Source organism: Paenibacillus alginolyticus DSM 5050 = NBRC 15375, from assembly GCF_000422905.1.
GTDB classification, from domain to species: Bacteria; Bacillota; Bacilli; order Paenibacillales; family NBRC-103111; genus Paenibacillus_E; species Paenibacillus_E alginolyticus.
Window position 1 is genome coordinate 22,336 of the sequence record NZ_AUGY01000075.1, and the last position, 20,064, is coordinate 42,399.

General features: G+C 48.1%; 13 protein-coding genes and 1 pseudogene. 11 read left to right on the top strand and 3 right to left on the bottom strand.

The window, feature by feature from the left end; translation table 11 throughout:
* Positions 1-84: 84 nt before the first annotated feature.
* A complete protein-coding gene (locus G519_RS0127800; RefSeq protein WP_029197478.1) occupies positions 85-1,089 on the bottom strand; it encodes a DUF3231 family protein in 1,005 nt (334 codons plus the stop codon).
* 315 nt (positions 1,090-1,404) lie between these two features.
* Positions 1,405-1,551 (bottom strand): hypothetical protein, encoded by a 147-nt coding sequence (locus G519_RS50545; protein WP_154669619.1) that lies wholly within the window; start codon positions 1,549-1,551, stop codon positions 1,405-1,407.
* A gap of 515 nt (positions 1,552-2,066) precedes the next feature.
* Between G519_RS50545 and G519_RS0127810 the strand changes: the two genes are divergently transcribed.
* The 8 genes from G519_RS0127810 to G519_RS0127845 all read left to right on the top strand — a co-directional run bounded on the left by G519_RS0127810 (position 2,067) and on the right by G519_RS0127845 (position 15,792).
* The gene (locus tag G519_RS0127810) at positions 2,067-3,032 is read left to right on the top strand and encodes an ABC transporter permease (protein ID WP_029197479.1); all 966 of its coding nucleotides are present in this window, start codon (positions 2,067-2,069) and stop codon (positions 3,030-3,032) included.
* Positions 3,026-3,952 carry a carbohydrate ABC transporter permease gene (locus G519_RS0127815; RefSeq protein WP_244280246.1) on the top strand — a complete coding sequence of 309 codons (927 nt, stop codon included), beginning with the start codon at positions 3,026-3,028 and terminating at the stop codon, positions 3,950-3,952. The genes G519_RS0127810 and G519_RS0127815 overlap by 7 nt, the downstream gene beginning before the upstream one ends.
* A gap of 83 nt (positions 3,953-4,035) precedes the next feature.
* Positions 4,036-5,649 carry an extracellular solute-binding protein gene (locus G519_RS0127820; protein ID WP_051253745.1) on the top strand — a complete coding sequence of 538 codons (1,614 nt, stop codon included), beginning with the start codon at positions 4,036-4,038 and terminating at the stop codon, positions 5,647-5,649.
* 75 nt (positions 5,650-5,724) lie between these two features.
* Positions 5,725-8,082 (top strand): helix-turn-helix domain-containing protein, encoded by a 2,358-nt coding sequence (locus G519_RS0127825; protein ID WP_029197482.1) that lies wholly within the window; start codon positions 5,725-5,727, stop codon positions 8,080-8,082.
* A 23-nt stretch (positions 8,083-8,105) separates the two neighbouring features.
* Complete coding sequence (locus tag G519_RS0127830) at positions 8,106-9,200, top strand: TolB family protein (RefSeq protein ID WP_029197483.1); 1,095 nt, start codon at positions 8,106-8,108, stop codon at positions 9,198-9,200.
* 166 nt (positions 9,201-9,366) lie between these two features.
* Positions 9,367-13,842 (top strand): OmpL47-type beta-barrel domain-containing protein, encoded by a 4,476-nt coding sequence (locus G519_RS0127835; RefSeq protein ID WP_244280249.1) that lies wholly within the window; start codon positions 9,367-9,369, stop codon positions 13,840-13,842.
* Positions 13,843-13,916: 74 nt separating this feature from the next.
* Complete coding sequence (locus tag G519_RS0127840) at positions 13,917-14,969, top strand: glycoside hydrolase family protein (protein ID WP_244280247.1); 1,053 nt, start codon at positions 13,917-13,919, stop codon at positions 14,967-14,969.
* Between the two features lie 22 nt (positions 14,970-14,991).
* On the top strand, positions 14,992-15,792 hold the full coding sequence (locus G519_RS0127845) for a polysaccharide deacetylase family protein (RefSeq protein WP_029197486.1): 801 nt from the start codon (positions 14,992-14,994) through the stop codon (positions 15,790-15,792).
* 124 nt (positions 15,793-15,916) lie between these two features.
* Here the strand turns inward: G519_RS0127845 and G519_RS0127850 are convergent, their stop codons facing one another.
* Positions 15,917-17,461: an FAD-dependent oxidoreductase gene (locus G519_RS0127850; protein WP_029197487.1), complete on the bottom strand. Its 1,545-nt coding sequence runs from the start codon at positions 17,459-17,461 to the stop codon at positions 15,917-15,919.
* Between the two features lie 137 nt (positions 17,462-17,598).
* Between G519_RS0127850 and G519_RS0127855 the strand changes: the two genes are divergently transcribed.
* The 3 genes and pseudogenes from G519_RS0127855 to G519_RS0127865 form a co-directional block, all read left to right on the top strand.
* Positions 17,599-18,651, top strand: a complete 1,053-nt coding sequence (locus G519_RS0127855; protein ID WP_029197488.1) for a LacI family DNA-binding transcriptional regulator — start codon at positions 17,599-17,601, stop codon at positions 18,649-18,651.
* Positions 18,652-18,675: 24 nt separating this feature from the next.
* On the top strand, positions 18,676-19,713 hold the full coding sequence (locus tag G519_RS0127860; protein WP_029197489.1) for a cache domain-containing protein: 1,038 nt from the start codon (positions 18,676-18,678) through the stop codon (positions 19,711-19,713).
* 164 nt (positions 19,714-19,877) lie between these two features.
* Positions 19,878-20,064 (top strand): annotated as a pseudogene (locus G519_RS0127865) (IS110 family transposase); the annotation flags it as partial.

The following is a 20,064-nucleotide window of genomic DNA, read 5'->3' on the forward strand; positions in this document are numbered from 1 at the left end:
CACACGATTTTAATTTTCCACTATACCGAAAAGCCCTCTTATGAACATCTACAAGAGGGCTTTTCGGTATAATTTGCTGGATAGTTATTGGTCTTTAGCAATTTCTTTTCTGTTTGGTGCAATTGGAGGTTGTTCTAACCATTTATTTTTTATCATGAGATCAAACCAATTTTTTGATACGGTTAGGTCTTTGAGAATTATTCTCTCATAATCAAGAATTAGATCAGACCTCATGGAACCCGCTAGTCCTAATCCATGGTATGATTGAGAAGTCAGAAACAAAAAACCAGTATGATACATGATAAGTTTATCTGAAAACGGTGAATCAGTAGATTCGGTTATTTCCGTTTCCCATGACATCGGAACAGGTAAATTATCATCCTTTAGTTTTTTACTTAGCAATTGAATGTGGTCATTTGACGTTTGAACTGCATCTGTTAGAAATTCCCTTATTTCTTTAGTTCCGGCAATTTGACTAAATGCAATTCCAAGTGTTTTTGCCATAATGCTTTTCTTTAAATTAAGGGAAATATTACCTATTTCTATGGCTGAAAGAGGACGTTTATCTCCCCAAAAACCATCGAGATATTTTTTACTATCAATAAACTCTGGGTTTGCTCGGGGGAAAAAATACGGGTCTCTTTGAAAATGCCCCTTTTCAAGTAATAAATCAACGGTACGATTGTACATATTTTTTCCATCCAACAAACAGGAATCAAAAAAATCCCTTAGATCTTTTCTAACTGATGTAGTAAGCGAATATATGTGACCGTTTAAACCATGTATTGTCATGAGATACAAATAATCTAAACAAAAAATATCTGAAAATAACCTGCTTATATTGGGGTTGAAATCTTCATCCGTAAACCCTATGGGTAATGGAAATCCATCGCTAAGAATAAAAGTCGAAACCTGCTGCATTTGATTCTCAGTTATTTTTATTGCATCGTCAAAAACCTCTCTAATCGACGTATCTTCTATAGTGGAAAGCATATATTTATTCACACAATTTACCATCGTGCCATTTACGTATTGCCCCCATAAAGCTCCGATTTCCGTCGATGTTAGTTTTAATTGAGTTTTATTCATATCTCCGTCACCTCTAAAAGTTAGATTGTCCCAATTAGAAAAGATTTATCATTTTAATTTTCGAAAAAGAAGTTCGCCGTAGAAGGATAAAAAGGCTATCCCACAATCAGAAACCTATTGGGACAGTCCCCTTTTGAATTTATTATTGAACGACTAGAGTAGCCGCTTGTAAATTTACTGGTAAATAATCATTAGGATCTGTTGCGCTGCTAGTAATCATTTCGACATACCAGGTGTAAATCCCAACAATAGTAGGTGCCATCCAGTTAGTGAATGTAAAAGTCACACTCTGATTCCCGCTAAGTCCAGCATTATTTAAATACAGATAATTACCGGAAAAAGATAAGTTGCCGCTGGAACCGTAATTTTATCGATGGATGCTGTACCCCTGCCATAAGAGCCGCGAATACGCACGAATTCCGCATAATATTTGTCCGCCGTTGCTTTGTCATGAATAATCATTAAATTTTCACTGTTCGTGTCGTTGGCATTCGCACTTGCATCGAAAATACCCTCAACATTAACTCCACGAGTTTTAGCATTAATGATCGCCGTTCTTAGGTTATCATCTGTAAAGGAAAAATAATCGAAGTATAAGTTGTATTTGGCATTGTTCTCAACATCAATGAGCGGTTGAATCGGATTATCTTCCGGTGCAAAATAAACTTCAACTGGAAAGCTTCCGGTTGATGTGTTAATGGTTACTTACCTTTTGCCCATCAATGATGGCATATTTATTATGCATTAGCGCGCTGCGGTTATCACCTTAAAAATATATAGAGATTTACTTCCAACCCGGGTGCCCAGCGTCCGGGTTTTATCATGAAAAGAATATCCGTGCAAAAAATGTGTAGTCCTCGAAGCAAAAGAAGCGGAGAACAGCAAATAGTGAGACTATCCATATAAAACGGCGGTTGGTATGGTGGGTTCAAGCCGAATCACAAGAGGCTAACAACAGAAAGGAAGGTGAGCCATGCATGCTTTCACAACCAATCGCCAAAGCTGGAATCCGTGGAAGCGCTGAAGGGAAGGCTTCACGAAGATCGTTATGGAGGGATCTAAAGCGCCGGCCGTTTCTTTATATGCTGCTTATCCCCGTTATCGCCTACTTCATTGTTTTCAAGTACTTTCCCTTATACGGGGAAATCATTGCATTTAAGGAGTTTCGGCTGGCTGACGGTATTTGGGGCAGTAAATGGGTGGGGCTGGAGCAGTTCAATCGGCTGCTGCACAGCAGTGATCTGTTCAAGATCGTTCGCAACACGCTCCTATTAAATCTTTATGGACTTTGCATTGGTTTTCCTGTGCCGATCGTGCTCGCCATCATGCTGAACGAGGTTCGTGTGGAATGGTACAAGCGAGTTGTGCAGAACCTACTGTATTTGCCGCATTTTTTATCGTGGATTATCCTCGGCACGATCGTCATCGGACTACTTTCCCCGGGCAGTGGGTTTATCAATTATGTCTTGAAGGCGTTCGGGTTTGAGCCGATCTATTTTATGGGAAACACCTTTTGGTGGCCTCTTGTCTATGTGTTCTCCGGCATATGGCGGGATGCAGGCTTCAGCACCATTCTTTATTTGGCGGCAATGTCCAGCATTGATCCGCATCTGTATGAAGCTGCCCGAATAGACGGTGGGGGCAAGATGCGACAAATATGGCATGTGACGCTTCCTGGCATCCGAAGTACGATAGCGCTAATGCTTGTTCTGCAAATGGGCCGTATGTTCGACGTTGGCTTCGAGCATGTTTGGGTGCTGACTAATCCAATGGTGACCAGCGTTTCTGACGTGATGAGTACTTACATTTACAGACTTGGCCTCGTCAACCTGCAATACAGCTACACAACTGCGATTGGATTGGTGCAATCCCTCGTCGGCTTGATACTCGTGCTTTCGGTGAATCGCATCATTCGGGCGATGGGAGAGCGGGCGTTATGGTAGCGAAGGATGCAGCTGGAGGCAAATTCAATCACCGAAAGGAGGGGCTGCGGATGGACATTTGGAAAGAGCGCGTGCCCCGCTTACTACTCTACCTCTTCTTAGCCATATGCACGTTCTCGACGTTATTCCCGTTTCTGAATGTGCTGGCGGTTTCCCTTAGCTCAGGCGAAGCCATACGTGCCGGCAACGTTTCGATATGGCCAAGACATTTGACGTGGGATGCCTATCGCAACTTGATTGATGACGGGCAGCTGTTCGTAGCGATGAAAAATACGGTTGTGATGACCGTTGTAGGCACATCACTAAACATGCTGGTTACGATCATGGCGGCTTACCCGCTGTCGAAAATGGATTTGCGTGGACGGGGTCCTGTCCTTGGTATGATTATTTTCACGATGCTATTCAGTGGAGGGCTGATCCCTCAGTTTCTACTCATTAAAAGCTTGGGACTTATGAATACGTATTGGTCGCTTTGGTTGTCTGGCCTTATCAGCACGTACAATTTGTTCGTCCTGAAGACGTTCTTCGAAGGGCTGCCGAGTGAGCTTGAGGAATCGGCATCCATCGATGGGGCGAAGGACTGGGTCGTGCTTGTGCGGATCGTTCTTCCGCTGGCACTTCCGGTTATCGCAGCATTGACGCTCTTCTACGCGGTGGGGTGGTGGAACGCATATTACAACGTGCTCATTTTTATTAAAAGCTCAACCCAAATGTCTCTGATGGTGAAGCTTTACCAGATGATCGATAACCTCGATCCGGCACTGCTGGTCGGGGATTCTGCGAACGCGAACAACACGCTGCCGCCGGAAGGTGTGCGTGCGGGAGCCGCTATGCTGGCTTCTCTGCCGATTCTGATTATTTATCCGTTTCTGCAAAAATATTTCGTGAAGGGCGTTTTAATGGGCTCCGTCAAAGGCTAGCTTATTTAACGTCAGTTATTAGCTCCGTTCATAATGGCGCTAAACGCCTTGTGATATAATTATTCCATGTGGGAGGTCATCGTATGAAGAGTATGAAGAGTATGAAGAGAACAAAACGATGGGTGTTAGGTTCAACGATTTTGGCAATGACGCTGGGAGCAGCCTTAACTGGCTGCAGTAAAACGGAGCAAGGAGCCAGCAGCAGTTCAGCCCCGTCAGCAGCAAGTAAGACGGAGGACAAGTACGATAAGCTGCCGAGGAGCGTTAGCGTTTCCATGTACGATCGAGGCGCAGTCGCCGCAGAAGAAGGGTCCTACGAACAGAATCGCTGGACCAAGTGGATTCAGGAACAGTCAGGCGTTCAGGTCAAGTATGTGCCGGTTCCCCGCAACCAGGCGCAGGATAAGCTGAATACGCTGATTGCCTCTGGCGAAGCGCCGGATCTGATCTGGGATTATGACCGCAATTATATCGGTACGCTCGTCTCACAGGGCGTCGTCCAACCGATCGATGACTACATCAACCAATACAGTACGGTAATTAAGAATTATATCAACGAAAATCCGGAATTAAAGCCGCTGATGACATTCGACGGTAAAATATATGGGATCACAACAAAACGGCCATTAAACGGCCTAGCCAATGGTGGCATGTGGATCCGGCAGGATTGGCTGGACAAGGTTGGCATGAAGGCGCCGACGACGGAGGAAGAATTTTTTGCAGTGACGAAAGCATTCAAGGAAAAGGGTTTATCCGGGAATACGAACGCACCTGTTGTTTCCATGTTTGTCTGGCCTAACGTGATCGCTGGTCTTTATGCGACACATAGCACGCAGTGGTACCTCGATGGGGGTAAAATGATGAATGCGAACCTCGTTGACCGCAACGTTGGTGCACTTACTTTTGAACGTAAGCTATACGAGAACGGGTATATCGATAAGGAATATTTGACAGATAAAAATAGCCAGAAGATGATGGCTGACTGGGCGCAAGGTAAAACAGGCATCCTGATCGGCACCGTCGGCAATGGCATTGACACTTATATGAAGGATTTGATGAAGAATTACCCAGATGCGAATCCGGTGCCATTAGCTGCTTTCTCGACGAAGTATGGCAAGTTTGGAGCCTATCAGGAAACGCAAGCAAGTATTTATGTCGCGTTCAATAAAAATATGAAAAATCCGAAGGCAGCGATCCAATATCTTGACTGGATGCTCGATAAAGGCTGGTATACACTGTTAAACGGCACGGAGAATACGCATTTCAAATTGGTGAATGGTGTTCCACAGGTGCTGGATTCTGACAAAGTCAAGAAGGAAGTTGCGTATGCCGGTGAATATGCAATCTTAAGAAACGATGCCAAGACGTTTAAGCTGGAGGATTTGATGATCAAAGCCGCACAGGATCCGCTTTCGCAGCGCTGGGCGAAGCTGAATGCTGAAGCGATGAAGACGGCGCTTAGCGTACCGTTCCGTCGGGATATTCCGTTTTCGCCAAACTCGCCGGAAATCAGCAATGTGCTTGCGAGCATTGCGCCGAAGTTGACCGAGATCCGCACGAGAGCCATCATCAAAGGAGACATCACGCCAGAGCAAGCGCTTGATATGATGCGTAAAGAGTACAAGAACGCTGGCGGAGACAAGGCAGATCAAATCGCGCAAGAATGGTACGAAAAGAATAAAGCGAATTTCAAATAACTCAATGTGGGAATAAATGGGGTCTTATTGGTCCCGTTATTTCCTCGTTTATCGATAATTCAAGGGGGCAGAGGCATGTTTTGGCGACAAAAGAGAAGCCGTTCGAAGCGAGCAATGTCGATTATTTTGCTTTTTTTAAGCCTATGCATTGTTTCGACGGCTAGCCTGTCTTATTTCATCACGACCGATCATCTGCAGGCAGAAGTTGAGCAAACGAACATGTCGCTGCTCCACGAGGTAAACGGTAAACTGCTGTTGGTGCTGAAGGCGATCGACTCGGAAACGATGCAATTTTTGCGCAGCCGTGATATGAGGACCTTTATGGAGGACGATGCTGCTGATCAGCAGGACACGATCAATATCAACACGCGAATCGCCGATATGCTGCTGAGCAATGATACCATTTTTTCAATCGATCTGTATTCCTATGCGAAGAAGCGCTGGTCGCAGACGAACCCGTTTCAGACGCCGGAACCAGGCCCCGATTATCAATGGATTAGTGCGTTTGAGCGATACAAAGGCTTTTATCAGTGGGTCGGCACGCGCAAGCTGTCCATCGACGATTCGGGTAACATTCGGCACAACGTCATGACGCTCATTCGCTCCTATCCGCTTACACACGGGGAAGGATACCGGAAAGGTGCGGTTGCTTTCAATGTCGATGAACGATCCATTTACAATCTGATCAAAAATGCGATTGATCCTTCTCTCGGCTACTTGTTTCTAGCTGATGCGCAGGGAACGGTTCTTAGTCATTCTGATAAATCGTTGATCGGCACGCAAACAGAAGAGCTGCTTTGGTCCAAAGAAATGAACGAGCGGGATGAAGGGATGTTCCGTACGAAAATGAACGGGATCAACAGAACCGTCTTTTACATGAAGAGTCCGTATACGGGTTGGGAAATCATTAGCGTGGTGTCTGATTCTGAGCTCAGCAAGCCGCTGGTACAGGTGCGAAACACATTGTTTGGCATTTCGATCGTTCTTCTGCTTCTTGCAGGCGGTATGTCAGTGGTGTTAAACAGCTGGATGTTCCGGCCTGTGAATCGGGTTCTCTCGAATGTGACGAAACAGCTGCAGGCGTATGGCGGATATGAAAGAAAAGATGAGCATACGGCAGACGACGAATTCAGCGGCATCGAAGTTTCCTTGTCGTACATTTTGGCGGACAGCAGTCGCATGTACAGGCAAATGCGTGAAACACAGCCGGTTATCAAATGGCGGCTTGTGATGGATGCGCTGATCGGGGCTCGCAAAAATCCGGGCGAGCTGTTGCCCAGCCTTGCAGCGATCGGATTTCCGCTGCATGCGATGCAGTATATCGCGATGGCTGCCGAGTTCGATGGAAAGTCGGGGATTGCCACTCCGCAGGATCTTCATTTATATAGCTACGCGCTATGCAATGTGGCGGAGGAGATGATCAACACCGAGTACCGAGGGATCGCCATTGAAGCGCGGGACGGCCTGGTGGTTATTGTAATCAGCTTTGACGATGAAGACGGGGAAGCGAATCTACTGCGGGCGCTGGCGGTTGCCGAGATGATCAAGAGCTACGTGGAAGAACAGTTCAAACAGACGATTTCGATTGGACTAGGCCGCATGACGCAAGATTTGGGCGCGCTTCAGCATTCGTATCACGACGCGATGTCGGCGCTGTCGTACAAAATGATTCTCGGCGGCAACACAATTATCTCCAGCGAAGATATTCGGGAACCTGCGAGCGGGGAGTTTATGCGCTTGCTTGGCATGACGGATGGGATTGTTGACTCGCTGCGGATGACAGATGGCGAGAAGATGACGAAGCAGACGGAGCGTTGGTTCGGCGAAATGGCTGGTAGCGGCGCTGCACCTGATATGATTCGCCAGCTTGTTGTTCATTTTATGATGAAGGCAGCTAAAGCGGTAGGCGAGATCGATCCGGCACTGCTTGAAGAGGCGCCATCGCATCGACTATTCGATCTGCTGAGCCAGTATGAAAGCATCCATGAGTTATCGGATTACGTCATCGAGCAGCTTGGCCGATACGCAGGGCTAATTGAGGAGAGACGAAGCAATCGAGAGCGAAACGACGTTGTCGAGCGGATTACCGCTTTTATTGATGCCCACTATATGCACAGCGATTTATCATTGAATTATTTGGCAAGCGAGTTCAAGCTGAGCGTGTCGCATGTGAGCCGAATATTCAAGGAGCAAACGGAAAGAAATTTCATTGATTATTTGATGGATATTCGCATGAGGAAAGCGAAGGAGTTGCTCGCCGGTTCCGATATGCTGATCCGCGATGTATCGGGGGCGGTCGGCTACACGAACGTCAACAGCTTCGTGCGAATTTTTAAGAAAAGTACCGGATTTACCCCAGGTGAATATCGGGAGCGGGAGCAAGCGTCGCTAAGAGAAGCCGACGGTGCTAATGATACCGATGATGCCGAATAAGAATGCAACAGGAGGTATGGACGATGCTGAAGTGTACATCGTTTACAGATACAATCACGGGGCTGCCGATCCTCGCACTTGGCTCGGAAGTAGGCGATACAGGTCATCTTTATTTTACGGCGATGTCCTGGTTGTCGAACAGCCGACATCTAATTGTGCACACGGACATGGACCGGGAGAAGTGGACGGGTAACATCGTGCGTTTCGATACGGAAACGGGTGATGTGCAGGTGCTGGAAGAAGGCCTGACTTGGGGAAGCGGGGTCGTTTCGTGCGATGATATCTTATATTTATTGGACAAGAATGAGCTATACGCAATTGATGCGTGGAGCGGGGAACGGCGTACGATTTGCAAGCTGGAAGAGCATTGCACGTTCTTTGGGCCGTTATCAATTACGAACGATGGCAAGGTGCTTGGTGTCTACTGGAAGGAGCAGCTTCTTCGATCCGAGGATAATGCGTCGCGGGAGGCTAATTGGGTGATTGGCACCGTTCATACGTCGAGCGGGGAAGTATGCGAAGCAGCCCGTCCTTTGTTTGAGGAGCCTCATCCGGTAGCCAATCATGCTATGATCAACCCGGTTGATCCAGAGCAAGTGTTCTTTTCCCATGAAGGTGCTACGGAGCAAATTCCGGATCGGCTCTGGGTAGTCGATACGCGAACCGGAGACATGCGCAACCTCTTTTCGCAGAAAAGGGAGGAGAGCGGACGGCCAGTCGAGTATGTTGGGCATGAAATTTGGGCGTTCGACGGCAGTGGACTGTACTTCGTAAAATATCCGCATAGTCCGGATAAACCGACAGGCGTATATTTCGTAGATCGTCAGGGCGAGCGGCACGAGTTCATTAACGGAGACTACAGATATTGGCATGTCGGCATCAGTCCCGACGGCCGATATGCGGTGGCGGATACGCAGGAGCCCGGTATTTCCAAAATCGTGCTCATCAACACGGCTACGAAACAGTCCGAGCTGTTATGCGAGCTGCCTTGCCGTGGGATGCATCCTGGACACCCGCATCCATCGTTTAGTCCGGACAGCCGTAAGGTTACCTTCACATTTTCGGATGAGCATGATCGGCTCCATGTCGGGATTATGGACATTAGCGACCGATTGTAGCTAGGTGAGTATTCGCGAGTGGCGATTGCGTTAAAGCACAATGATAGGCCTGCATGATCGAGAATCATGCAGGTGTGGGGATGGAGATGAGCAAGCATAGTTAGGCTGCCGGTGTTGGCATATTAGTGAAAACGCTTTCAAAAATGAGAGGGAGTGAGTTTACTTGGTGATAAAAAAATGGATGTTAAGCCTTATGCTGATTTCGTTATTGTTTACCTCACCTTTGTTTGGACTACGATCATTAGACAACACGACCGTTTATGCGGCAGACACATTACAAAATGCAACGATTGGCGGATTTGAAAGCGATGAAGAACTTTGGAATTTCAGCTTGGGCACCGAGTTTCCCGGAGCCAAAGGTGAGTATGTACGGGATGCGTCGGCTCCGAGATCTGGGACCTTTTCGGGGAAGCTACACGGTGATTTCAGTACGGGCGGCAAATATGTGGCCATCAGTAAAAATTTTCTGCCCTTGGATATGCGGAAGCTGGAGTTTTGGCTTAAGTCGGCCGACGCCTCCGCGGTCACGCTTCGGGTGACTGATTCGACCGGACAGGTGCATCAGCGGAAGATCGCGCTGGCGAATGCCAATTGGCAGAAGATCGAGATCAGCACCTTCAACATTGGCACGAACTATCTCCATTTCGGCGGCGCCAACGACGGCAAATGGCACGGTCCCGCTATTGGCATCTCCTTTTTGCTGGAGAAGTCCAACTTGATCGGCGGCAAAACGAGCGGAGACGCTTGGATCGACGATGTGTCGGTAACTGCGCCGCCTCAGGAGACCGTATGGGAGAACACCATCGGCACCTTCGAGAACGGCTTCGACATATGGACGCTGGCCTCGCAAGGCGGAGCCAAGGGCGAATATATACGGGATACGGCCGAGGTCAAGTCGGGGGCTTACTCAGGCAAGATGAGCGGGAATTTCAGCGCCGGCGGGCTGAATGTTTCGCTCGGACGAAGCTTTTCTACGCCTATGGATATGAAGAAACTGGCGTTTTGGGTCAAAACGGCCGATTATGCTGTGGTCCTGCTTCTGATGAAGGATTCGACCGGGCAGGTGCATCAGCAGAAAATTGCCTTGGCACCTACCGGGGATTGGCAGAAAATAGAAGTGTTCAAGTTTAACGGCGGCACGAGCTATCTTCATTATAACGGGGCAAACGACGGGGTATGGCATGGTCCCGCCCAGGCAATCGGGCTCTTGGTGGAGAAGTCCGGTCTGGTCGGCGGCAAAACAAGCGGGGATATCCGCTTCGACAATGTCGTTGCGACCGGTTCCTTCCCGGATTTGTCCATCCAGCAGTCCCGGATGGGGAATGTCTTCTTGGCGAATGAGTCTGCAGCCTTTCCTCTTGCAACTAGGGGAGACACTGTAAGTTGGAGTGTATATGATCATTTGGATCATCAAGTATTGGCAGGCAGTGAGGGGGTGCAGGATGGGCAGTTGAATTTGACGGTTCCTATACAGCAGCTTGGTTATTATAAGCTATCGCTTGCTGCGAAGAAGGACGGTCAAACGATTAAGAGTGCGGATGTTTCGTTTGCCCGCTTAGCCGCTGATGATCCTACCTTAGTGAACAACTCTCCGTTCGGGGTAGCCACTCATCTTGCAAGAACAAGCGCCGGATGGACACCTGAGTTAAGTACATTATTGAAACGTGCCGGATCCAAAAATTTCCGTGACGAAATCACATGGGTAGATGTTGAATACGAAAAAGGGAAATACCAGAAGCCGACGGGCCGCGATGCCTTTATGCGGAAAACGCAGCAAGATGGACTGAAGCCGTTCATCACCCTCGACTTCACCAATCCGTTTTACGATCAGGATAGTACGCCCTATTCAGATGATGGCCGTCAGGGGTTTGCCAATTATGGTAAGGCGTTGCTGGACTTATACGGCAATCAGATGGAATGGGTGGAAGTCTACAATGAGTTTAACGGTGGGTTCGGCGATCGGGGGAACGGTCCAGCAGATTCACGTCCGGACTATTATTTCAAGCTGCTGAAGAAGACCTATGAGACGGTGAAAGCCGCCAGACCGGACGTCACGGTTGTCGGAATGGCAACGGCTGTAGATATACCTTGGATGGAAGAAGTGTTTAAGCTTGGCGGACTCCAATACATGGACACTGTTTCCATCCATCCGTACAATCGAACGTCGGATGGCATGCTGCAAGCCATCCTTGATGCGAAAAACTTGATTCGGACTTATAACCAGGGTCAAGACAAACCGCTTTGGATTACGGAAGTCGGCTGGCCGACTCATATTGGCGCCACGGGCGTAGTCGAAAAAACGCAAGCAGATTACTTGGTGCGTGCTTATGTGCAAGCGCTGGGTGCCGGTGTCGAGAAAGTATTCTGGTACGATTTGATGAATGATGGCATGCAAGCCGACTATGGCGAAAATAATTTCGGCCTCATTCGCCATCAGGACGACCCCAAAGGCCAGTTCACGCCGAAACCCGCCTATGCGGCTTACGGGGCGATGACCCGAGAATTGCTAGGCGCTTCATTCGTTGAACAGGAAACAGTCGGCACGGGCATTACCAGCTACAGATTTGATAAAAACGGCCAGAAGCTAAGGGTTGTTTGGGCTAATACCCCTGTGCAGGCAGCCATTCAAACGAATTCGCCGATTCAGGTCACGGATATTATGGGGAACACGGAAACCTTCACGCCGCTTCATGGCAAGGTGTATATGACACTAACCGCGGAACCCATCTACATCCAAAGCGACATTGACGGCATTGCGGTTGATTCGACGTTCGCTGTGACTGGGGCTGAGGCGGTAACCAGCGAGCCTGTTGCGCTAAAGGTAGAAGCAAATAATACATCCGCATCGCCTCTCGCTGCTTCATTCATGGTGGAAGGCTCGACATATCCTTTGTACGCGGGAGCCGGTCAGAAGACGTCGCAGCCATTTGCCCTGCCTGGATTGAGCCAGGAAGGCATTCGCTATGTAACAGGTGATTTGACCGTGAGTGGGAACCGCATCGGAAGACTGAAGCATGCGATTCAGACCCTCCCTTCATACCGTGCGCGAATCATTCCTGTTATTACGGATGTGAGTACGAAAGCTGAAGCATTGAAGATTCAAATTCAGAACTTTTCCAAGCAGCTAGGTCTAATCGTCCGAAAAGCGGATTGGCAATTCGGTACCCAGTCAGGCACACAAGATTTGACCTATGTGATTCCTCCGGACACCATCAAGACGTTTGATATTCCACTCAGCGGCTTTAATTACGGTGTCAGCAACCAAGCGCAAGTGACTGTCCAATTTGACGGAAAACAACCTTTCGTTTATGGAGGGAAGCTGGATTTCAATCCGATCCTTCCCGGAACGGTACAGATTGACGGTTTGGCAGACCCATCGATCATAGCGTCGCCACCGGTCGCTCAATTGTCGCAAGGGACGGTAAAAATGCAAAACTATTCGGGTCCATCGGATTTGGATGGCAGCGTATGGGTGAATTGGGACCAGGATCATTTCAATCTGACCGCGATAATTAAAGACGATGTTCATTACACGCCTGCAAGCGGAGCGGATATTTGGAAAAATGACAGCCTCCAGTTTGCTGCAATGGCGGGTATCCCCGGTGAAAATCTGGCTTCCTATGAGTTTGGCATTTCCCAGACGCCTCTGGGGCCGCAAATCTTTCGTTGGTTGTCGCCTAATACCAGCGTCAGGGAGCTTGTAACGAACGGTTCCTTGCAGGTATCGCGAGATGAGGCACAGAAGGTTACGGTTTATGAACTTGCACTTCCTTGGTCTGAGCTTGCGCCGATCAAACCGGAAAAGAACGGAGCCATCAGCTTCTCGCTGCTTGTTAATGATAACGATGGCACCGGTCGTAAAGGGTATATCGAGTGGGGCTCCGGGATTGGTGAAACGAAAGATCCCAAAAAATTCAGAACTGTTCAGTGGATCATAACGGATGATACACCTCCGGTTACCGTCGCCGCTTTGGAAGGGACGAAGCAGAACGGTTGGTACGTCTCCGATGTCCAAGTAAATCTAAGCGCTACGGATGACAAGTCCAGCGTTACGGAAACCGTATACAGCCTGGATGGAGGCGCCACTTGGACGAAATATCAGAACACGCTTGTTTTTAAAGAAGATGGAGTCCATACGATTTCGTTCCGATCGACCGATCAGTTTGGTAATAAGGAACAGTCACAAACGGTATCCTTCACAATCGATCAGACCCCGCCGGTTGTTCAAATCAGCGGAGGGGGGACGTATACCGTCGATCAAACGGTAATCGTTACCTGCACAGCTACGGATACCGTATCCGGCGTTGTCTACAGCTCATGCTCGGCTCCTTTATTGAGCAGCCCGGCCTATCTGTTGAACGTGGGAGACAATGTCGTTTCGGCACATGCGACCGATGCTGCCGGCAATTCCGGAACGGCGGCAACCACCGTTACCGTCAAGGTAACATTGGATAGCCTGATCCGGCTCATCGAAGCTTGGGTCACCGGCAATGGCAGCCAAGGTATTGTTAACTCGCTTGAAACTAAGCTCCGGCATGAACAGTTTGACGCCTTCATCAACGAAGTTCATGCACAGAAAGGCAAGAAAATTTCCGAAGAAGCGGCAAATTACTTGTTGAAGCTTATCAATGATTTGAAGTGATAACAAGATGTCCTGAACACTTGCTCCCACAATGGGAGCAGGTGTTTTTACAAAATAAGAAAGTCAGGTGGTTCATGATGTCGAAAACCCAAATTGAGAAGTTTACACAGCTGCATACACCTTTTAAGCGCGAGCGGCAGGTGCTGAGTGGATCGGGAGTGGAAGGCAATTTTGATTCGCAAGCCGTCGATTGCCCCTTTGTTTTTGTCCATCAGGATTGCTTCTATATGATGTATGTCGGATTTGACGGAATGGGCTATCAGACCGCACTAGCAACCAGCTCCAATTTATTGGAATGGGAGCATAAGGCGATTATCCTCCCGCGATTGAAAACGGATGAAAGATGGGATCATGTCGGTGCTGCGGGGTCTTGGATGCTGTTGGAATCAAATGGTTTGCACGACCTGCCGCGACTCAAAAAGTTAGATAATCGCTATTGGATGATCTACCACTCCTATCCGGATAAGGGTTATGAAGCAGGCGGAGCCGTGATGGGACTGGCATGGACAGAGGATGAGAATTTACTGGAATGGCATAGGCTGGATCAGCCTGTCTTTACAACTAAAGATGGAGCAGACTGGGAAAAGGCAGGGTTATATAAAAGTTGTGTCATCGAGCATGAAGAGAGGTTCTGGATGTTCTACAATGCGAAGAGAGATGAGAAGTGGCCGTGGAAAGAAGAGACGGGGCTTGCCTTCTCGAACGATTTGATCCATTGGGAACGTTATGAGAAGAACCCCGTACTTGAGGTAAAGGAAGGGAGCTTTTACAGTCAATTCATCAGCGATCCGTGTATTAAGCATGATGGTCAGCAGTGGGTGAATTTCGCGTTTGGTTTTGATGGCAATCATGCACAGGGAGCTCTGGCGGTATCCAACGATTTAACGGTTTGGAGCTGTGGGGAACATCCTTTAATTCCGTACGGGGAACAAGGGGAACTTGACGAAATCCATGCCCATAAGTCTAATGTCATCTATTGGGATGGAATTCTATATCATTTTTATTGCGCTTGCAGGTATTATAAACAAGGAGACCTGACAAAGCTGGAAATATTTGAAGGACAATATGAATTTCGTTGTATTGCAGTTGCGACCAGTAATCCAGTAACAATTGGAGAGTTTAATTAATGAAGGGAAAGGGGATGTAAATATGCCTAAAATCATGATGGCTTTTCCTGGGGGAAAGCATAAAGTACTGACAGTGAGTTATGATGATGGTCAAGCCGCGGACATCAAGTTAGTGGGAATTTTCAATAAGTATGGCATGAAAGGAACGTTCCATCTGAACTCGGGGATGCTTGGCACAGATGGCCGTATAGCTGAAGAGGAGGTTGCTGCGCTGTATCGTGGACATGAGGTTTCCGCACATACGTTGACGCATCCTACGATTGCATGGTGCCCGAAGGAGCAAATCGTGGAAGAAATCTTCGAAGACAGAAAGAGATTGGAGCATTTGGTTGGCTATACAGTAAGAGGCATGTCATATCCTAATGGTTCTTACAACAAGGCAATAAAAGAGATGCTGCCTTACCTGGGAGTGGAGTATGCAAGAACTGCACAGAGTACAGGGCAATTTGCGATGCCAGACGATTTGTTCGAGTGGAAGCCCACATGCCATCACAATGGGGACTTGATGAATGTGGCGGAAACCTTTGTAAACTTAAATAAAAAACAATATCTGTACATGATGTATGTATGGGGGCACAGCTATGAGTTCGATCATGATCAGAATTGGCCATTGATAGAAGGCTTCTGTGCGTTTATCGGGAACAGGTTGGATATCTGGTATGCGACCAACATCGAGATCGTGGATTATCTGAAAGCCTTTCAAAATCTCAAATTCTCCGCTTCATGTCAATTCGTGTATAATCCCTCCGCATTATCCGTATGGCTTCAAGTCGACAATCAGATTGTTGAAATAAAAGGCGGGAGCCAGATCCATTTGACGTAAGATTCTGAGATTGGCGGAGGTTACCTGAGCAACAAAAAGAATTTTAAATAGCATAAAAAGAGGCTATCCCAAAAGCAGAAAATTGCTTCTGGAATAGCCTCTTTTCTTTTCGTTCAAGCCGCAACTAGCTTTCCAATACTTGTCGGTCCTCTAACAGGCGATTGCGCAATTCGGCATAATCGACATCCTGAACTGATGTGCCGTGCTGGATGGCTAACGCCGCTGCGGTGGCAGCCGATTGTCCTAGGGTCATGAACACCGGCTCCATCCGGATCGAGCCATACGCGATATGGGAGGAGGAGAGGCAGACAGGCACCAGCAAGTTGAGGCACTCTTCACCCTTAGGAATGATGGATCGGTACGAAATCGGATAGGGGCCGGAAGGCCGAACCTCAACGTTGCCTTCATTGATACAACGGCCATCAATGACGATGCGTCGGCAGTTGTGAGAGTCCATCTGATAGGCGGCGAGCCCTACAGAATCGGATACTTTGCGGTAGCCACGACAGTCGTCCTCGGTCATCACTAAGTCCGAAATCATTCTTCGCGCTTCGCGAATGTAAAGTTGTGGAGACCATCCTCCGAAATTTGTATATTCGTCAGCCGGCAACCCCCATTTCCGTGCTTCTTGGCGGATGGCCTCGGGCACACGGTTGTCGTTGCAAAGGAAATACAGCATGCCCAGATTATAAGTCAAATGATCTTGGAATATTTGCTCGCGTCTGGAGTAGCTCCCTTCAGCCCATTCATAATTCATTCCGATATAGTCGGTTGACACCCCGCCGAAGTTGTTGAGATCTGTTTTGCTCTTCGGCATCGATGAGTGAAGCTGAAGGGAGTCCCATACACCTGCATCGATATAACGAGCCAGCAGGGTAAATATCTCGGGATCGTAGTTCGGAGGTTCCGGAAACGGCATGCGGTTGCTAGGATCATTCGTCAGGCAGATGCGGAAGTTGTAGGCTTGAACACAGTGATCTCCTTGGCCCTGATAGCCTGGAGCCGCATCGGATACGCCGTGCAGCAAGCCGCTGTCCGGCTTGCCCGGAATAACAAAGGGATCGACCCATGCTTTGAAATTATGATTCGGATGGCCGAAATGAACGCCGTTCAACGTTTCCTTGTACACCGAATTTGCTTCACGGCCTACATGATACGAGACTCCGGCTGCAGCCAACAAATCCCCCTCGTAAGTGGCGTCGATAAACATGTCGGCTTCAATCTGAACGCCGCTCTCCATCACGATGCTCTTGATCTTGCCTTGCGACTTACGAACAGTCGACAAGCGTTGGCCATACAGCACTGTGATCCCATCTTGTTCGACCCACTCCTGGAAAATACGGTCTGCTACGTGAGGTTCGAAGTTCCATTGCGTGCCGTCTCCTTCGAGACTTCCGTAGTGACGCCCCATTGCTTGGTAAAACTCACGTGAGATACCTCCGATCGCGGCTTTGTTGCCGATATCGGTTTGGCCAAGACCACCAGAGGACAAGCCTCCCAGCTTGTGTCCGAATTCTGCGAGCACGACTTTTAACCCCATGCGTATAGCTTGCACGGCTGCTGCTACTCCGGCTGAGCTACCGCCGTAGATGCATAGATCGGTCTTGTAGGCTGCATCGGACGATGACGCCAAAGGCTCGTAGTACTTAATTTTGCTAAAATCCAACATATCGATCACCTCTTTGTAGTTGTAGAATTGCCTTGCTTTCAGTATAGTTATAAAAAAGCATTAATTTATAGTTTCATTTTTGTTACATTTTAAGTTACGATTTTAGTTGAAATGATTGATGATGGAGGGGAGTCATTATGCCGATCAAGAAGAAAGTAACGCTCCAAGACATTGCCTCGGAGTTAAATTTAACGATCCATACCGTGTCTAAATCGCTGCGGGGACTTCCTGGCATGTCCGAAGAAACAAGAAGGGCTGTATTGGAAGCGGCGAGAAGATTAGGTTACCGCACCAAGGAGCAGGAACGTGGCTTGGCTGTCGAACATATCCCGATCTTCTCTGCGAGTCCGCGGGTGTTCAAATTTATCATAAACGGCAACATTTTGCATTCCAAGTTGCATCAATTGATATTGCAGGGACTGCAGGAAACGCTTCAGGAATTCGGACATACGGTTCAAACGTTAATCGCTCCGGAGAGCGATGAAGCAGGCGTCATCGAGGAGTGGCTGGAACAGCAGAACGTTGCTTACTGGAATGGAGTCTTCATTCCTCCAGCGATCAAGCCGGGGCTGGAGCGGCTGCTGCTTTCTTTGAAGATTCCCCGTGTCATGATTAATTTCCCAATGCCCGCCGAAAAGGTGGACAGCGTCATCTGGGATGTCGGAGCCGCTATCTGGCAGTCCGTTCGCTATTTGGCATCGATGAAGCATACCCGAATTTTGTACATTGGTGATACGGTAAGGCACCGTGGGTTCTCCATCCGCTGGCGGGCTTTCAAGGAAGCGATGGAGGAGGCAGGGCAAAACGTAAATTCGGAAGATCATGTCATTGGCGCGATCAGCGATAAAGAGCAATGGATTGCGGAAGTGGGGGAAAAACTGAAGCGGACCAAGCCGACGGCAATCTTAAGCGCCGTTCAATACGACTTGGCCTGGATCTATTACGCCTGTAGTTTAGCAGGACGAAGCATTCCCGGTGACTGCTCGCTGATCAGTTTGGAGGATGATCTCAACGAACTTCTGCCCGGCTTGACCCGACCGTTTCTTGTTGTCCGCGAGGCTGGAGCCCGTGCGGCCGAGCGGATGCTATGGCGCCTCGCCAATCCATCCAAGCCTTATGAGCATACCTTTGTTCAAGGGGCCTTTTACGCTGGGAATACCGTATTGCCATTGAAACACTTTGAAGGTTAGGAATGGCGGGATAGGAGGATAGATATGCGATTCACATGGCGGAAGCTGTTGCCCAAGACGATAAAGAATAAATTGTTTTTGTCGTTTCTCATTCTCATCCTAATTCCCTTCTCTCTTCTGCAGCTTCGCAGCTACTCGACGATTGAAAGCGTATACGTTAAGAGAATTAGTGAGCAGAATCAATACCAGCTCGATCAGGTGAAGGACAATTTCGAACGCATTCGATCGTTGATGTTCTACAGTTCGCTTCGGTTGGAGAAGGAGCCCTCGATTCGTGATCGGCTTCGCAATCCGTCTTTGCTGCAAACCAACCCGACGACAGCAACGCCAACCATCGATCCGATCATGCTGACCTTGCAATCAATAAAGAACGACTTTGGATTGGCAAGTCCTTTTGTGAACTATACGTTGTCTGATCTATCCGGGCGAAAATATGTCGATACGAATAGCGCATCTGCCGATACCGCGCTGAATCCTGTGATTGTGCGGTCTCTTTTGAATGGGGAGGCGTCCTATGTGTGGGAAACCGCGACCGAGAACAAAGATGGAGTGCAGCCGCAGCCGGCCCCGCGTAAGCAACCAAAGCTGGCATTCTATATGACGTTGACCGACGAGACGGGACTGCCGGAAGGAATCGTGGCGGTACATTTCGATTATCAGTCATGGCTCCGCTCGAGCGTCAGTCAATTCCTGATTCAGCAAGAGTACTTCATTGTTGACAGTCAGGGTTCAGTTGTTTTTCAAAGCCGCTCGGATACGTATGTGCCTAGTGACATTTTAAAGATCGTCCACTCCTTGGACGAAGGCAAACAGCCTTACTATGTCGATCGCAATCGGACCCATATATTAAATACAAGTTCGATACCTTCCGTAGGCTTGTTCTTGGTCGGCCAGTTTCCTTTGGATCTGCTCTTTGGTGACATCGAGGCGTTGAAGCGGCAGTTTTTCGCATCCTTCTTCCTGCTTACCGGCTTGTTTATTCTGATCACATTCGGGAAAGTGATTGTGGAGATAGTACGTACCTATCCGATCAGAGAGAAGGAAAATGTAATTGATAGTTGAAAAAAACAAAGAGTAGATATATATCACAATAACTGCTCCTTGTTTCTATTAAGCTAAACATTCCTGTAAGGCCTAAGATTTGGGCTTTGTTAAAAAAGGAGCACCTCGGTATGATGGATTTGTCGAAGGGTTTTAACCCAATACATCAAGGAGGCGCTCTTACTATGAAGTTTAAACAAACAGACGGACAAAATCAACGCATTGAACGAATTTCTACATCTCATCTTGTTGTGGGTATAGATATCGCCAAAGAGACTCATGTAGCACAAGCAACTAATTTTCGCGGTATCGTACTTAGTAAGCGACATCTTACATTCTCAAATACAATTGAAGGATTCGAAAAATTAGAAC

Coding starts and splice junctions, on each gene's coding strand:
- G519_RS0127800 (WP_029197478.1), bottom strand. CDS start 1,089: ATGAATAAAACTCAATTAAAACTAACATCGACGGAAATCGGAGCTTTA.
- G519_RS50545 (WP_154669619.1), bottom strand. CDS start 1,551: ATGATTATTCATGACAAAGCAACGGCGGACAAATATTATGCGGAATTC.
- G519_RS0127810 (WP_029197479.1), top strand. CDS start 2,067: ATGCTTTCACAACCAATCGCCAAAGCTGGAATCCGTGGAAGCGCTGAA.
- G519_RS0127815 (WP_244280246.1), top strand. CDS start 3,026: ATGGTAGCGAAGGATGCAGCTGGAGGCAAATTCAATCACCGAAAGGAG.
- G519_RS0127820 (WP_051253745.1), top strand. CDS start 4,036: ATGAAGAGTATGAAGAGTATGAAGAGAACAAAACGATGGGTGTTAGGT.
- G519_RS0127825 (WP_029197482.1), top strand. CDS start 5,725: ATGTTTTGGCGACAAAAGAGAAGCCGTTCGAAGCGAGCAATGTCGATT.
- G519_RS0127830 (WP_029197483.1), top strand. CDS start 8,106: ATGCTGAAGTGTACATCGTTTACAGATACAATCACGGGGCTGCCGATC.
- G519_RS0127840 (WP_244280247.1), top strand. CDS start 13,917: ATGATGTCGAAAACCCAAATTGAGAAGTTTACACAGCTGCATACACCT.
- G519_RS0127845 (WP_029197486.1), top strand. CDS start 14,992: ATGCCTAAAATCATGATGGCTTTTCCTGGGGGAAAGCATAAAGTACTG.
- G519_RS0127850 (WP_029197487.1), bottom strand. CDS start 17,461: ATGTTGGATTTTAGCAAAATTAAGTACTACGAGCCTTTGGCGTCATCG.
- G519_RS0127855 (WP_029197488.1), top strand. CDS start 17,599: ATGCCGATCAAGAAGAAAGTAACGCTCCAAGACATTGCCTCGGAGTTA.
- G519_RS0127860 (WP_029197489.1), top strand. CDS start 18,676: ATGCGATTCACATGGCGGAAGCTGTTGCCCAAGACGATAAAGAATAAA.